The sequence below is a fragment of the Streptomyces sp. 1331.2 genome, from assembly GCF_900199205.1.
Classification (GTDB): domain Bacteria; phylum Actinomycetota; class Actinomycetes; order Streptomycetales; family Streptomycetaceae; genus Kitasatospora.
This window is the reverse complement of sequence record NZ_OBMJ01000001.1, coordinates 847956-863626: the sequence shown is the minus strand read 5'-3', so window position 1 is coordinate 863626 and position 15671 is coordinate 847956. Positions and strand designations below refer to the sequence as shown.

12 protein-coding genes are annotated in these 15671 nt (G+C 74.0%); 7 read left to right on the top strand and 5 right to left on the bottom strand.

Annotation, left to right across the window (positions count from 1 at the left end; translation table 11 throughout):
- Positions 1-189: 189 nt before the first annotated feature.
- The 5 genes from CRP52_RS03735 to CRP52_RS03715 all read left to right on the top strand — a co-directional run bounded on the left by CRP52_RS03735 (position 190) and on the right by CRP52_RS03715 (position 6844).
- Positions 190-1488, top strand: coding sequence for an alanine racemase (locus CRP52_RS03735; RefSeq protein ID WP_257032267.1), 1299 nt, complete (start codon positions 190-192; stop codon positions 1486-1488).
- Entirely contained in the window at positions 1488-3143 is a 1656-nt protein-coding gene (locus CRP52_RS03730; RefSeq protein WP_097235073.1) for an N-acyl-D-amino-acid deacylase family protein, read from the top strand. The genes CRP52_RS03735 and CRP52_RS03730 overlap by 1 nt, the downstream gene beginning before the upstream one ends.
- Positions 3140-3787 (top strand): bifunctional 4-hydroxy-2-oxoglutarate aldolase/2-dehydro-3-deoxy-phosphogluconate aldolase, encoded by a 648-nt coding sequence (locus CRP52_RS03725; protein ID WP_097235072.1) that lies wholly within the window; start codon positions 3140-3142, stop codon positions 3785-3787. Before CRP52_RS03730 ends, CRP52_RS03725 begins: the two co-directional genes overlap by 4 nt.
- Before the next feature lie 249 nt (positions 3788-4036).
- A complete protein-coding gene (locus tag CRP52_RS03720) occupies positions 4037-5623 on the top strand; it encodes an alpha-amylase family glycosyl hydrolase (protein ID WP_097235071.1) in 1587 nt (528 codons plus the stop codon).
- Positions 5624-5791: 168 nt separating this feature from the next.
- A complete protein-coding gene (locus tag CRP52_RS03715) occupies positions 5792-6844 on the top strand; it encodes a hypothetical protein (protein ID WP_097235070.1) in 1053 nt (350 codons plus the stop codon).
- 171 nt (positions 6845-7015) lie between these two features.
- Here CRP52_RS03715 and CRP52_RS03710 read toward each other — a convergent pair whose 3' ends face one another.
- Both CRP52_RS03710 and CRP52_RS03705 read right to left on the bottom strand, forming a co-directional pair.
- Positions 7016-7822 carry a (2Fe-2S)-binding protein gene (locus CRP52_RS03710; protein WP_097235069.1) on the bottom strand — a complete coding sequence of 269 codons (807 nt, stop codon included), beginning with the start codon at positions 7820-7822 and terminating at the stop codon, positions 7016-7018.
- Between the two features lie 162 nt (positions 7823-7984).
- Positions 7985-8545 (bottom strand): hypothetical protein, encoded by a 561-nt coding sequence (locus CRP52_RS03705; protein WP_097235068.1) that lies wholly within the window; start codon positions 8543-8545, stop codon positions 7985-7987.
- Positions 8546-8709: 164 nt separating this feature from the next.
- Between CRP52_RS03705 and CRP52_RS03700 the strand changes: the two genes are divergently transcribed.
- Positions 8710-9933: a sensor histidine kinase gene (locus CRP52_RS03700; RefSeq protein ID WP_257032266.1), complete on the top strand. Its 1224-nt coding sequence runs from the start codon at positions 8710-8712 to the stop codon at positions 9931-9933.
- Between the two features lie 54 nt (positions 9934-9987).
- On the opposite strand, the gene CRP52_RS03695 is transcribed toward CRP52_RS03700, so the two are convergent.
- On the bottom strand, positions 9988-11592 hold the full coding sequence (locus CRP52_RS03695; protein ID WP_097235067.1) for a purple acid phosphatase family protein: 1605 nt from the start codon (positions 11590-11592) through the stop codon (positions 9988-9990).
- A gap of 88 nt (positions 11593-11680) precedes the next feature.
- Here CRP52_RS03695 and CRP52_RS03690 point away from each other — a divergent pair, with 88 nt between their 5' ends.
- A complete protein-coding gene (locus CRP52_RS03690; protein ID WP_257032265.1) occupies positions 11681-12382 on the top strand; it encodes a response regulator in 702 nt (233 codons plus the stop codon).
- 423 nt (positions 12383-12805) lie between these two features.
- Here CRP52_RS03690 and CRP52_RS03685 read toward each other — a convergent pair whose 3' ends face one another.
- Positions 12806-14461, bottom strand: coding sequence for a peptide-N4-asparagine amidase (locus CRP52_RS03685; protein WP_097235065.1), 1656 nt, complete (start codon positions 14459-14461; stop codon positions 12806-12808).
- Positions 14462-14675: 214 nt separating this feature from the next.
- Positions 14676-15578 (bottom strand): LysR family transcriptional regulator, encoded by a 903-nt coding sequence (locus CRP52_RS03680; RefSeq protein WP_097235064.1) that lies wholly within the window; start codon positions 15576-15578, stop codon positions 14676-14678.
- Between the last annotated feature and the right edge of the window lie 93 nt (positions 15579-15671).

The following is a 15671-nucleotide window of genomic DNA, read 5'->3' as shown; positions in this document are numbered from 1 at the left end:
GGAGCGGGCCGACCCCGTCGACCGTGAGTCGGTTCCGTCGACCGTGAGGCGGTTCCGCCGATCGTGAGTCGGTTCCGTTGATGAGTCGGTTCCGTTGACCGTGATCCGGCGCCGATGCTAGAACCGTGCTGCCAGCATGTGCAACCTACGTTGCGCATGTTGCAACATGGTGGGTGGAGGGAGATCGTGGTGCAGACCTTCGCAAGCAGCGGCACCGGGCCGGGCATCGCCGCCTGCGCAGTGGCAGCGCTGGCCGACGAGCCGCTGGACTGGCGGTTCAAGGCCGCTCCCCCCGAATCGTGGGGACGCACCGTACGGGAGTGGCTGGCCGACGGCCCGACCCTCTCCTCGCTCGGAACTCCGCTGCTCACCCTCGACGGCTCCGCGCTCGACCACAACGTCCGCACCATGGCCGACTGGTGCGCCGATGCCGGCGTCGCGCTCGCCCCGCACGGCAAGACCACCATGGCGCCCGCGCTCTGGCAGGCGCAGCTCGACGCCGGGAGCCACGGCATCACCCTCGCCAACCTGCCCCAGCTGCGGGTGGCCCGGGCCTTCGGCGTGCAGCGGATCCTGCTCGCCAACACCCTGCTCGACCCGGCCGGACTGGCCTGGCTCGCCGACGAGTTGACCTCCGACCCGGGCTTCGCCTTCCTCTCCTGGGTCGACTCCGCCGAGAGCGTGCGGCTGATGGACCGGGCGCTGCGCGCCGCCGGGGCCGAGCGGCCGGTCGAGGTCCTGGTCGAACTCGGCGGCCCCGGCGGGCGGACCGGCGCCCGCGGGGTGGACGCCGCCGTCGAGGTCTCCGCCGCCGTGCTGCGCGCCCCCACCCTGCGCCTCGCCGGCGTCGGCGGGTACGAGGGCGCGCTCGCCCACGACGCCACGACCGAGGCGCTGGCCGCCGTCCGCGGCTACCTGCGGGAGCTCGGCCGGCTGCACGACCGGCTCGCCGGCACCTACCCGGACGACGCGCCACCCGTGGTCACCGCCGGCGGCAGCGCCTACTTCGACCTGGTGGTCGAGGAGTCGGCGGCACTGCCGGAGGCCCTGGTGGTGCTGCGCTCGGGTGCGTACGTCGCCCACGACGACGGCTTCTACCGGGGCATCTCGCCGCTCGCCCGGAACGGTGGCGAGGCCCCCTTCCGCGGCGCGCTGCACGGCTGGGCCCGGGTGGTCTCCCGGCCCGAGCCCCAACTCGCCCTGCTGGACGCCGGCAAGCGCGACCTGCCCTTCGACGAGGGCCTGCCCGAGCCGCAACAGGTACGCGGAGGAGCCGAGTTGACCGGCACCGCGGCCAGGATCGGCGCGCTCAACGACCAGCACGCCTTCCTCCGCGAGGCCGGCGACCTCGCGCCGATCGGCGCGGTGCTGCGCCTGGGGGTGTCGCACCCGTGCACGGCCTTCGACAAGTGGACGGCGATCCCGGTGCTGGACTCCGCGGACGCGGCCGAGCCGAAGGTCACCGGGCTGGTCAGGACGTTCTTCTGATGGCCGGGGGCACAGCGCGGGGCGCCGTACGGGACGGTGTGCGGGGCGCCGTACGGGACACCGTCTTCCGGGGCGCCGCCGTGGTGGACGGTACCGGCGCGGACCGCTTCCGGGCGGACGTACGGATCGCCGACGGCCGGATCGCCGAGATCGGCGACCGCCTCGACGCCCGGGACGTGGTGGACGCCGACGGCCTCGTCCTGACCCCCGGCTTCATTGACATGCACGCCCACTCCGACCTCGCCCTGCTGCTCGAACCCGAGCACCCGGCCAAGGTCACGCAGGGCGTCACCTGCGAGGTCCTGGGCCAGGACGGCCTCTCCTACGCCCCGGTCGACGAGCGCACCCTGCCCGCGCTGCGCCGCCAACTCGCAGGCTGGAACGGTGATCCGGCGGACCTCGACTGGGACTGGCGCGACGTCGCCGGCTACCTGGACCGGATCGACCGCACCGGCGTCGCCGTCAACACCTGCTACCTCGTGCCGCACGGAACGCTGCGCACGCTCGTCATGGGCTGGGGCAACCGACCTCCCACTCCCGCCGAACTCGACCGGATGCGGCAGGTGTTGGCGCAGAGCCTGCTGGACGGCGCGGTCGGCCTCTCCAGTGGCCTCAGCTACACCCCCGGGATGTACGCGGACACCGCCGAACTGGTCGAGCTGTGCACCGTCGTCGCAGCCTACGGCGGCTTCCACGCTCCGCACCAACGATCCTACGGCGCAGGGGCGTTGGAGGGGTACGCGGAGATGGTGGAGATCTCCCGGCGGAGCGGCTGTGCGCTGCACCTGACCCACGCCACGATGAACTTCGACGTCAACCGGGGCCGGGCCGGCGAGCTGCTGGCGTTGGTCGACCGGGCACTCGCGGAGGGGATCGACCTCACCCTGGACAGCTACCCCTACCTGCCGGGATCCACCACCCTGGCTGCTCTGCTGCCGAGTTGGGCCACCGAGGGTGGCCCGACGGCGACGCTGGCCAGGCTCGCCGACCCGGCGCAGTGCGCCCGGATCCGGCAGGAGGTGGAGGAGAAGGGCAGCGACGGTTGCCACGGCGTGGTCACCGACTGGGCGACGATCCAGATCTCCGGTGTCCGCTCGGCGGAGCTGGCACCCGCCGTCGGCCGTACCGTCGCCGAACTCGCCGCCGGGGAACGGCGGACCGGCACGGAAGTCTTCCTCGACCTGCTGCGCCGGGACGAGTTGGCCACCACGATCCTCCAGCACGTCGGGCACGAGGAGAACGTCCGGGCGATCATGCGCCACCGCGCGCACACCGTCGGCAGCGACGGGCTGCTGGTCGGCACCCGCCCGCACCCGCGCGCCTGGGGCACCTTCCCGCGCTACCTCGGCCACTACGGCCGGGAGTTGGGCGTGCTGACGCTGGAGGAGGCCGTCGCCCGGATGACCGGACGGCCCGCCGCCCGGCTGAGGCTGCACCGGCGCGGCCGGATCGCCCCCGGCCACCACGCCGACCTGGTGCTGCTCGACCCCGAACGGGTCCGGGACGCCGCCACCTTCGAGCAACCCCGGCTGCCCGCCGAAGGCATCGAGTACGTGTACGTCAACGGCACCGCCGTCGTCCGGCAGGGCCGCACCACGGGCGCCCGGCCCGGGCGCGCCCTGCGCCGCACCGACCGAGGAGCCCGAGCCGCATGAACTCCCTCCCCGCCCTCCCTGCCCTCGCCGCCCTGCAGGACGACCGGGTGATCGCGGTGGTCCGCGCGCCGCGGATCCCGGACGCCCCCGCGCTCTGTGCGGCGCTCGCCGCCGGGGGCATCCACTGGACCGAATTCACCTACACCACACCGGAGGTGACGAAGCACCTGCGACGCGCGGCGCAGTCCGGCTGGCGGGTCGGCGTCGGAACCGTGCTGACCGCGGAGCAGGCCGAGCGCGGGGCCGCGGTCGGTGCGTCCTTCCTGGTCACGCCCGGCTGTCGGCCGGAGGTCGCGGAGGCGGCACGGGCCGCGGGGGTGCCGGTGGTGCTCGGGGCGCTCACCCCGACCGAGGTGGCCGAGGCGGTCGACCTGGGCGCGGCGGCCGTCAAGATCTTCCCGGCCCGGGCGTTCGGCCCCGGCTACTTCAAGGACCTGCGCGGCCCGTACCCCGGCGTGCCGTTGGTGGCCTCCGGAGGGGTCAACGCGGGCAACGCCGCCGACTTCCTGGGGCAGGGCGCGCTCGCGGTCTGCGCGGGGACGGACGTGGTGCCGCCGGACGCCGTCGCGGCGGGGGACTGGGCGGAGATCACCCGGCGGGCCCGGGCGTTCACGGCGGCCTGCGGGGTCGGGACACCCCGTTGAGGACACTCCGTTGAGGGCATCCCGTTGAGGGCGCCGCGCCGAGGACATCCCGCCGAGGGCAGGCTCGGTGGTGGGTCGGTGAAGCGGTGCCGTGGGCTGTCGGGACGGCCGGGATTGGACGAGAATCGGGGGCACCCGACTCGGCCCCGGCCGAGCCGGCCCGGCTCAGCCCCCGCCCGGCTCCGCCCCGCCCGTGCACCCCGGGCAGGGCGCACCCCCGGGCCCCGGACCCGGCAGGAGGACCCGCCCATGACCTCGACCCGCCCCGGCCCCGACTGGCTCGCCGACGCCGTCCTGTACCAGATCTACCCGCAGTCCTTCGCGGACTCCGACGGCGACGGCATCGGCGACTTCGCCGGCATCGCGGAGCACCTCGACCACCTGGCCTGGCTCGGCGTCGACACGGTCTGGCTCAACCCCTGCTTCGCCTCGCCGTTCCGCGACGCCGGCTACGACGTCGCCGACTACCTCACGCCCGCCCCGCGCTACGGCCGTACCGAGGACCTGGTCGCGCTGGTCGAGGCCGCCCGCCGCAAGGGGATCCGGATCCTGCTGGACCTGGTCGCCGGGCACACCTCCGACCGCCACCCCTGGTTCCTGGCCGCGGCCGAGGACCCGTCCGACCACCGCTACATCTGGTCGCCTCGCCCGGTGGACGGCTTCGTCGCCTCGCCCGGCAGCCGCCCCGGCTGGTACCGGCCGAACTTCTTCGACTGCCAGCCGGCGCTCAACTTCGGCTATGCGCGCAGCAGTTCGGAGGAGCCGTGGCGTCAGCCGGTGGACGCCGAGGGGCCGCGCGCCAACCGGGCGGCGCTGCGCGACATCGTGGCGCACTGGCTCGGCCTGGGCGTGGCCGGCTTCCGGGTGGACATGGCGTACTCGCTGGTCAAGGACGACCCGGGCAGGGTCGAGACCGCCAAGCTCTGGACCGGGCTGCGCGACTGGCTGGACCGCACCCACCCCGACGCCGCGCTGCTCGCCGAGTGGGGCGACCCGGCCGCCGCCATCGCGGCCGGCTTCCACGCGGACTTCTTCCTGCACTTCGGCGGCGAGGACGACGGCCTTGCGCTGCGCTCGCTCTGGAACAACAACGGCGGGACGGTGGAGGAGTTCTGGCAGCAGGAGGCCTGCTACTTCGAGGCCGAGGGACGGGGCACCCCGCAGACCTTCCTGGACGCCTGGCTGTCCGCCGCCGAACTCACCGAGGACAGCGGGCACATCGTGCTGCCCACCGCCAACCACGACTTCTCCCGGCTGGCCACCGGCCCGCGCACCGCCGAGCAACTCGCCCCCGCCTTCGCCTTCCTGCTCACCTGGCCCACCCTCCCGGCGGTCTACTACGGCGACGAGATCGGCATGCGCTTCCTGCCCGGTCTGCCGGACACCGAGGGCAGCGCGCTCGGCCCGCGGTTCAACCGGGCGGGTTCGCGCACCCCGATGCAGTGGGCGCCGGGCCCGACGGCCGGCTTCTCCAGCGCGCCGCCCGAGCGGCTGTACCTGCCGGTGGACCCGGACCCGCACCGCCCCGACGTGCTCTCCCAGCGCGCCGACCCGACCTCGCTGCTGCACACCGTCCGGCGGCTGATCGCGCTGCGCCGGGCGAACCCGGGGCTGGGCTCGGCCGGCAGCGTGGAGGTCCGCCACGCCGGGTACCCGCTGGTGTACACCCGGGGGGAGCGGTACCTGGTGGCGGTCAACCCGCGCCGGGAGCCGGCGGCCGTACGGCTGTCGGGGCCGGCGACGGGCGTCCGGCCGCTGGAGGTGCAGGGCGTGCGGGTGGCGGGCGGGGAGCTGCGGGCGGAGGGGTTCTCGTACGGGGTGTTCGAGCTGGACTGAGCGCGGGCTTCCGGGTGGCGTCCGCTGGGGTTCGGCTTCCGAACGCCAGTGGATAGTTGTACACTGCATCCATAGATGGTTGCATTTACCACCTTCATTGGTTGTATTTGCCACCTTCTTTGTTTCGGGCAGGGAATGCAGACACCACCGGAGGACGGTACGAACGCCATGAGCACACCCCAGAACCCCGCCGCAGCGCCCACCCTGGGGCACTCGCTCAAGCACCTCGCCGTCCACCTGATCACCCCGCTGCTGATGTGCCTCGGCATGGCGCTCGCCTACCAGGGCGCCTTCCACCAGCCCGAGCCGAACCACCTCAAGGTCGCCGTCGTCGGCACCACGCCCCAGGCGCACGGCCTGGCGCAGGCGATCCAGCAGAAGGCCGGCGCCGCGCTCGACGTCCGCACCGCCGACGACCGCGCCGCCGCCGAGCAGCAGCTGCGCGACCGCGACCTGGTCGGCGCCTTCGTCCCGGACGCCAAGAGCCCCGAACTGATCGTCGCCAAGGGGAACTCGGACACCTCGGTGGTGGCCGCCACGGCGGTGTTCACCAACGTCACCGACAAGCAGGGCGTCCCGCTGCACGTCACCGACCTCAGCACGCTCGCCGAGGGCGACCCGACCGGCCAGGGCCTGTTCTTCCTGCTGGTCGCGCTGAGCATCGGCTCGTACGCGAGCGTGGCGGTGATCGGCGCCGCCGGGAACGGGCTGAGCATGCGGGTCCGGGCGCTGGTCGGGATGGCGGTCTCGCTGGTGGTCAGCGTGATCGGGATCGTCACCGCCGGGCCCGTCTTCCACGTCGTCGACCACGACCAGGCCGCGGTCTGGGCGCTCGGCTGGCTCTACTCGGCGGGCATCGTGCTGATCGGCATCGGTCTGCACAGCTTCCTGAAGAAGTGGACCACGCTGACGATGATGGTCCTGTTCGTGATGCTCAACTTCACCTCCTCGGGCGGCATCTACCGCCCCGAGCTGCAGAACGGGTTCTTCGGCGCCCTGCACGGCTTCTGGACCGGCGCCGGCTTCCTGGAGGGCGCGCGCAGCCTCCTGTACTTCGACGGCGGTGCGGGCCTGGGCGGTCACGTGGTGACCCTGCTGCTCTGGCTGCTGCTGGGCGGGGCGGCCGTGGTCGCCGCGGCGTTGTACGAGGGCCGCGGGCGCCGTCCGGTGGAGACGCCGGCGGAGGCCGAGGAGGAGATGGAGGAGGCGGTCGCGGTCTGACCGGACCCGGGGGAAGGCCCGGAAGGCTTCACCCGGTGCCAGGGGCATCGGCACCGGGTGAGGATCGGCGGCCCGCGCCCGGCCCTGGACAAGCCGGACGCGGGCCGCGGCCTGTGGCGGGTGGGGCGGGTGTGACGGGGGCTTCGGATGCGACCTTCAGGTGTGAAGGTGTCAGTGGGTCCGCTTCCCCCGGGCGGGTGGCTCGGTGAAGCAGCAGTCCCCGCAGAGTCCGGTGCCCGGGCCGACCCGGTAGTAGAGGCAGCAGCTGGTCCGCCGGAACGCCGTGCCGCGCGGGCCGCTGCGCAGGGTGCCGGATCCGGCCAGCGGCGGGCGCTCCAGCAGCTCCGCGACCAACGCCCGTGCGGCGCCCGGCGCATGGGCGTCCAGCACGCGCAGCGTGCCGGCCAGTGCGGAGGCGGCGTTGCCGAGCAGCAGGCGAGGCGAGAGCGGGACCACGGCCCGCACGGCCGCCGCCAGCGGCTCCAGCTGGCCCAGCAGGACCGCCCGGTGGAGCTGGTCGGCGAGCGGACCCGGGGTCGGGTGGACGGGCTCGGGCGAATGCGGCGGAGTCAGCGGATTCGGTGCGGTCAGCGGAGTCAGCGGAGTCAGCGGGGGCAGCGGGGGCAGCGGGGTCCAGAGGTCGAGCGGGCCCTGGTCCGGGATGCGCACCCAGGCGTGTTCCAGCGTCGGGACGCTGCCCAGCAGGACGGCCGAGCCGAGACCCACCGACCAGAAGCGGGCGGCCAGCCCCAGGTGCAGGATCGAGGCGGCGACCCGGGGTTCGGCGGTGCCGAGCCGCTGCGCCACCACCCGGAGCCGCGCGGCCAGCGGCGCGTCCGGCCCGGTGCCGTACAGCTCGGGCAGCGGGCGGAAGCCCTCGGGGGGCTCCCCGGCAGGGGAGGTGTCCAGGGCGAAGTACGGGCCGACGGCGGCGAGTCGGCCGTAGTCGGGCGGCTGCCGGTCCGGTGCGGGGTTCAACGGCCGTCCCCTGTGCGGTCGTTGAACCCCGCGCCGACCCGCGGCGGGGCGGTCTCACGTTCGAGGGACAACGGGCCTCCAGGTCGGCGGGTGCTCGGTCGGGCGGTGGTGCGCAAGCCCGGCCGAACCCGAAAGGCCCTGGCGGACCCGGTCGGCCGGGTGTCAGCCGCGTACGGAGAAGTCACCACCGGTCGTGCGGATGAACGGTACCGTGCCCTGGCAGTCCGAGATCGGCTGGCCGAACACGCCCCAGACCCAGCCCATTCGGTCGCCGTGCCGGCCGTTGTCCTCCACCGACAGCGCGACCTTCGTGCCGGCCAGCTCCGTGCCTGGGAACCACGGCGCCTCGCCCTTGGTGATCACCCCGGTGGCGATCGCCTCGCGGCCGCCGCCGGCCAGGCACGTGATGTCGCCCTCGAAGTCGGCGACCAGCCGGCCGTCGGTGTGCACGTGACGGACGTGGAAGTGGCCCGTGGTGCTGCGCGGATCGGTGTTGGTGGCTGCGCGGGCGTCCACCGAGATCTGCACCGGGTCACCCTCGAAGCCCTGGAACGCGGCGGTGAGCACGGTGCTGCCGCCGCCGCGCACGCTCACCGGCCCGAAGTCGTCCACGGCGGCGAGCTCTCCCGCGGAGGCGGGAGCAGCGGAGGCCGGCCCTGCGGTGGCGACCGTCGCCGCCAGCAGGAGGAGCGAGGCAGCGACGGTGGCGAGGCGACGGTTCATGGTGGTTCGTCCTCCTACGGGAGCGGCTGTTCCGACGGCAATGAGTCTGCTGTGGCCCGCCCGGAGAAACCTCCCGCTGCAGAGGGGAGTTCACGCCCGCCCGTTCCCTCCCGGGGAGGAGCCCCGCCTCCCCCCGGAGAGCTGTCCCCCCTAGGCTCGGCCGGGTGCGCACCGAATCCCCGACCCGCCCCGTCCGGCCGCGTTCCGTGCGGTGGCGGCGACCGCTCGCCGTCGTCGCCGCGCTGCTCCTGGTGGCGCCCGTCGTGCTCGCTCACCCGGGCGACCGCGGCCCGGCCCTGCTGCTCGCCCTGACGGCCGCGTCCGCCGCGTCGGCGGCCGTCCTGCCGTGGCCCGCCGGGCGGATCACGCTCGGGGCGGTCGCGGGGGCGGTGGCCGGGGCCTCGCTGCTGGTCGACCTGTTCTACCCGGGGTCGTACCGGCTGCCCGCGTTCTGGCTGCCCTTCGAGTGGTGCGCCCTGCTCGGGCTGCTCTTCCGGACGGCCCGCCGGCTGCCCGAGAGGTGGGCCGGACCGCTGGGCGGACTGGTCGGGCTCGCGACCGTCGTGCTGCCGCTGCGGTTCGCCCTCCGCATGCCCCAGGGCGGCGCGGCCGGCCCGGTGACCGACCTGCTGCTCTCCCTGCTGCCGGCGCTCGGCGTCGCCGGGGCGGCCCTCTACCTGCGGGTCCTGGACGCCCGCCGGGAACGGGCGGTCGCCCGGGCCCGGCGGGAGCAGCGGCTCGACGTGGCCCGTGGCCTGCACGACTTCGTCGCCCACGAGATCACCGGCATCGTCCTGGAGGCCCAGGCCGGCCAACTCCCCGGCGGGGAACCGGAGGAGACCGCCGCGCTGCTGCGCCGGCTGGAGGAGGCCGGGCTGCGGGCGCTGGACTCGATGGACGAGATGGTCGGCGCCCTGCGCGATCCGCACGGGGCCCCGGACGGGCCGGCGGGGCGGCCCACAGGGACGACCACGCGCCGCCTGGGCCTGGCCGACCTCCCCGAGCTGGTCGCCCGCTTCGGCGCGACCGGCGGCGGCCTGCGCGTCACCGCCGATCTGGCGCCCGGCACCACCGGGTTGCTGCCCGCCGAGACCCAGGCCACCGCCTACGCCGTCGTCCTGGAGGCCCTCACCAACATCCGGCGCCACGCCCCGCAGGCCACCGAGGTCGCCGTCCGGGCGGCCCCCGAGCGGGACGGTGCGGTCCGGGTCACCGTCACCGACAACGGTGGCCCGGCCCGCAAGCCGCTGCTGCGCCGTCGCCCCGGCTCCGGCGGGACCGGCCTGGCCGGGCTCGCCGCCCGCACCGCCGCCCACGGCGGCTCGTTGACTGCGGGCCCGGTCGAGCCGGCGGGCTGGCAGGTCACCTGCACCCTGCCGGGGCGATAGCGCCCGGCAGGCAGGGCTCGGCAACACCCCGTTCCTGTCACGCGGTTGGGCGATTCAGTGACCCCGGCCGCCGCCGCGGGCACCGCGCGGGCGGGTGAGGGTGAACCGGTCGACCGGGACGAGGTCGCCGTACGGGCCGCTGACGGCGTAGTAGGTGACGTCGATGGTGGTCTGCCCGTTGCGCTCGCCCGGGTTGACGTCGAAGGACGCGAAGCCGTACGGGTTGTCCGCGTCGCGGAAGGCGGACCAGGGAGCGTCCTCGATCACGTACAGCGGTGGCCGCTTGCCGGTGGCCGGGTCGACGGCACCGACGCCGGTGATGACCCGGGCCTTCGGGGGGTCGAAGAAGAGCTGGTTGGACGGGACGGAGGTGCCGCCGCCGCCGATCACCATGTGGACGGTGCCCTTGGTGGTGTCGATGGTCTGCGTGCCGGTGGCGACCGGGATCGGGGTGCGGGTGTCGGTCGGCTGCTGGCCGCGGATGGGGTGCGAGCGCTCGTAGTGGTGCTCGTGGCCGCAGACCACCAGGTCCACGCCGTACTTGTCGAACAGCGGCACCCAGGCCTCGCGCACCCCGAGGTCGGCGCCGTTGAACTTGTCGGCGGTGGAGATGACCACCTGGTGCATGCAGACCACGATCCAGTCGATCCCCGGGTCCGCGTCGGCGGCCGCCAACTCCCGTTCCAGCCAACGCTGCTGGGCGCCGCCGGAGTAGCCGTGGACGTAGGAGTTGCCGGCGTCCTGCAGGGCCACGTCGTCGTTGTTGAGGCTGATGACGCGCACCGAGCCGGCCGTGAACGAGTACCAGAGGCCGCGCAGTTCCTCGTCAGAACCGGCGTGCGGCAGGTCGAAGTAGGTCTGGTAGGCGCCGTAGCCGATCGGGCCGTTGCCCTTCTCGTTCTCGTGGTTGCCGGCCGCGGGCATCCAGGGGCGGTGGCGGGCCGAGCGGCTGTTGTTCTCGAACCAGTCGGACCAGGTGCGGACCCGGTCGGTGGCGATGTTGGCGTAGCAGAGGTCGCCGTTGAGCAGGTGGAACAGCGGGGCGATCCGCTCGACCCCGGCGGTGGTGTCGCCGGCGGCGGGGCTGCCGAGGTTGTCGTTGACGTAGCCGTTGGCGGTCTTCCGGCCGAGGGTGGGGGTGCCCTGGTCGCCGAAGCTGGTGAAGGTGAAGGCGGACCGGCCGCGCGGGGCGGTGCGGACGGTGCCCAATTCGGGGGTGGCGCCGTCGTGGAGGGCGGCGTAGACGTAGTCCGTGTCGGGGTGCAGGCCGGTCAGCCGGACGTGGTGCACCTGGACCTCGGTGCCGGAGGCGGCGTCCCGGTAGGTGCGGGTCGCGGCCTGGGTGGTCCGTCCGAAGCCGCCGTTCGAAGTCCCGTACGTCACCCGGGGGTTGGCGACGGACCGGGTGGTGTGCCAGGAGACCACCACCTCGCGCGAGGCGTCCGAGCCGAACTGGAGGTGCAGGCCGGCCACCCGCGGGGCGCCGGAGCGCCCGGGCCGCTGCCACAGCAGCGGGGAGGCGGCGGGGTCCGCGGGGTCCGCGGCGGCGGGAGTGGCGGCGAGGCCGGAGAGGGACACGGCGCCGCCGAGGCCGAGGCCGGAAGCACCGGCCAACAGCCCGCGCCGGCTGACGGGGAGACGTCCACTGGATGCGTTCATGGTGGCCAGCTCACCGTACGGAGGTGAACCGGGCCGGGGCTTCGGCGTGAACTTTCCCGGGTGGCGGCGATACGGGAGACTGCCGGGCGTGACGAGTACGAACGGCGTGACGAGTACGAGCGGTGAGTCCCCGCGGGTGATCCGCACGCTGATCGCGGACGACCAGGAGGCCGTGCGGCGGAGCGTGCGGCGGATCCTCGACGCACAGCCGGACATCGAGGTGGTGGGGGAGGCCGCCGACGGACTGGCCGCGCTGGAGCTGGCGGCCGAACTGCGGCCGGACGTCGCGCTGGTGGACATCCGGATGCCGCGACTGGACGGGCTGGAGGTCACCCGGCGGCTGGCCGGCCCGGGGGTGGCGGAGCCGGTACGGGTGGTGGTGCTGACCACCTTCGACCTGGACGAGTACGTGTACCCGGCGCTGCGCCACGGGGCTTCGGGGTTCCTGCTGAAGCGATCCGGCCCGTCCCTGCTGGCCGAGGCGGTGCGGGCGGCGGCGGACGGGGAGAGCCTGATCAGCCCGTCGGTCACGGTCCGGCTGTTGAAGCACGTGACGGCGCCGCGCCGGTCCGGGCCGTCGGCGCCGGTGGTGCCGTTGACCGAGCGGGAGGTGGAGATCGCCGGGCAGGTCGCGGCGGGCCGCACCAATGCGGACATCGCGGCCGAACTGTTCATCTCGCCGGGGACGGTGAAGACCCACGTGGCCAGCATCCAGCGCAAGCTCGGGGTGGCGAACCGGGTGGGAATCGCCGTGCACGCCTGGGAGATGGGCTACGCGGTACCGAACTAGCGGAGTACTTGGACAGCGTGTCCACCGAGACGGCGTTCACGGACACGGCGTTCACGGACACGGCGTTCACGGACACGGCGTCCACGGAGACAGCGTCCATGGAGACAGCGCGTCCACGGGGCCGAGGGGATGCTCCGTGGACGCGCGGAACCTACGAGGCGGGGGTGGCCTCCGGACGTACTGCTGATGTCCTCCGGCCGGTAGTTCGATCGTCGACCGAGGTAGTCCAGCGGCAGACCCTGATCCGTCTCGATCTGTCGCCACTGCCTCCTGCGGTCGAACTCCTTCAGCTACCTCGCAGGTCCTCTCCCATCATGCGCCTCCTACGCCGCGTGCACCAGGGGTGAACGGCCCGAATTCGGGCAAATTTCGCAAGTTGTCGGGCCGAGTAGTGGGGCCGAGCCGTGGAGCGTCGGCCGGGCGCTACCAGCCGTCGACGAAGCTCAGCGTCCGGTGGTACGGCCCCTCGGGCCCGCTGCTGCGGTAGTCCTCGGTGCTGCTGCCGGTCCGTACGGTGCGGTCGCCGTCGTGGCGTCGGGCGGTGGGCTGCAGGGTGTGGTCGACGGTCGAGCGCTCGGTGACGTGGCCGCCGGTGGCGGTGGTGGAGACGCGGTGGTAGCCGAGGTCCATGGCGGTGTTCTGGTCGGTGTTGCCGGCCGCGTCGTGGCTCACCCGGTAGGTGACGTCCAGCGGTTCGCCCTCGTGGACGGTGGTGGTGCGGTGCGGTCCGCCGCCCCAGGTCGAGGTGGTGCGGGTGAGGTCGGTGCCGTTGTGCAGGGTCACGTCGTTGCCGCTGTCGCGCAGTTGCTGGGCGGAGCTGAAGGCGAGGTCGTCGCGGACCTCGGTGGTGATCCGGCCGTGCGAGGTCTGCACCCAGCCCCGGGCGAGGTCGTGTCGGGCGGCGGTGACCGTCCAGTCCCCGCTGCCGCCTCCGTGGTCGGCGAGTTGCGTGGTCACGTCGGCCTCGGGGGCGACCCGGTGGTCGGTGAGCTGCCCGGTGGTGTGGGCGGCGCCGTGGTCGGTCTCGGCGAAGAGGTTGAGCTGGCCGGTCCAGACGTCGTTGCTCTGGGCCTCGGCCGCGTTGACCGTCACGCCGACGGTGTGCGGGCGGCCGTCGAGCAGCAGGCCGACGTACGGGGTGAGGTCGAGCCGGTAGGCGGGCAGGTCGAAGGCGAAGATGCCGGGGACGGGCCGCCACAGCAGCGGGTCCCAGCCGCCGGTGTAGATCACCGGGTACGGCCAGACGGCCCCGGCGACCCGGCCGTCCACGGTGAGCCGCAGTTCGCGGAACGGCCCCTTGCCGCAGGCGCCGAGGCCGGGGTTGGCGGCGACGAAGGCGTCCGGCGCGGAGGCGTACGCGAACTCCTCGCAGGCGCCGCCGCCCCGGGCGTACACCTCGGCGGTGAGGCGTTCGAGGTTCTGCGGGAAGGTGAGGTCGCGAGCGGCCGTGGGTGCGGCCTGGGTGAGCGCGAACGGGCCGGTGGTGAGCAGCCGGTCGGCGCTCCGGGCGGCCGGCCAGCGGTCGTTCGCGGTGTAGAAGGTCAGGCTCGCGCTGATCGTGAAGACGCCGGTGTAGGTGGCGTCGGTGACGTTGGCGAGGTCGAAGGAGAACTCCTGCGGGCCGGCCGCGAACAGCGGGGCGTAGCGGGTGACGTCGTGCTCGACGTTCCAGGCGATGCCGTCCTTGGACGGCTCCGGGGTGGAGGAGAGCAGCACCTGGACGCCGCCTATGCGGGCGCTGAAGATCCGGTCGAACTGCCGTCCGGCGACCTGCCCGTGGAGGTCCAGGACGACCGCGGACCAGGGGCCCGCGCAGTCGGCGGGCGGGGTGAGGGTGGCGGTGTACGGGGTGTCGGGCGGGTTGCCGTAGCCGTTGCGGAACTCGCGCTGGTGCATCACCTCGACGGTGCAGGAGCGGGTGTCGGGCCGGGTGAGCGGCTTGGTGGCGGTGACCGGGTCGTGGTAGTCGGTGCCGAAGTCGGCGTGGGCGGGGCCGGCGGCGGTGAGGGTGCCGGCGAGCGAGAGGGCGGCGGCGCCGAGCAGGGCGGCGGCGCGGCGGAGCAGCGGGCGCAGGGCCAAGGCGGATCCCCGGGGTCGGGCGGCCCGTGGCGTTGCCGCGGGCCGGAGGGATGATCCGGCATCCTTCCGGCGGTGGCATGCCAGCGTCAAGGGCGGTGGCGGGGATGCCACTTCGGGTGCCGCTGTTGCTCTCAGGGCCTGGTTGCCACCGCTCTCCGCGCGCCGTCGTCACCGCTCTCCGCGCCCCGTCGTCACGGTTCCCCGCGTCCCGCCGTTACGGCTCTTCGAGGGCTGCCGCCTCCTGCCGGATCAGGTCGCGCAGGGTGGCCAGCCGGGGCCGGCGGTCGTCCAGCCGCCACTGCATCTCCAGCGGCAGGGTGGCCCGCCCTTCCAGCCGTACGGTGGCCACGTCCTCGGTGAGGTGGCCGGTCATCGAGCCCGGTACCAGCGAGAAGGCGCGGTTGCGGGCGAGCAGGTAGAGCCGGGAGCCGACGATCCGCGGCGGGCTGACCAGTACCGGCGGGTCGACGCCGTGGTCCGCGCAGACGCCGAGCACGTGGTCGTAGTAGCGGGGGTGCTGCTCGCGCGGCCACAACAGCAGGGGCAGGTCGCGCAGTTCGGCCAGCCGCAGGCCGACGCGGCCGGACAGCGGGTGGTCCCGGCCGAGCGCGACCAGCACCGGCTCCTCGGCGATCCGCTCCAGCCGGTAGCCGTCCACCTCGTCCAGGAAGCGGCCGAGGCCGATGTCGGCGAGTTCGGCGGCCAGGGTGGCGGAGACCTGACCGGTGTCCACGGCGAGTTCGGCGGTGTCGAGCGCGGGCAGCTCCTGTTCGGCGCGGCTGACCACGGCGGGCAGCAGCCGGTTGACCACGCTCGGTGAGGCGACGATCCGGGCCGTGCCCAGCCGGGACTCCTCGTGCAGCCGGACCCGGCTCAGCAGCGCCTCGGCCTGGCCGAGCAGCCGTGCGCTCTCGGCGGCCATCACCTCGCCGGCCTCGGTGAGCGTGACGGAGCGGCGGCTGCGGTCGAACAGCTCGACGCCGACGGTCCGCTCCAGCCGGGCGACCTCCTGGCTGACCGTCGGCTGCGAGATGTGCAGCCGCTCGGCGGCCCGCCCGAAGTGCAGCGTCCCGGCGACGGCCAGGAAGACCTCCAGCTGACGCAAGGTGAAACCCATGCCCGCCAGGGTAGGCGAAGGGTGGACGAACCAATAGGTGATGGGCTATCGGAAACCTCAGGATTGATTCTGGTTTCCGATGCGACCCGTCCA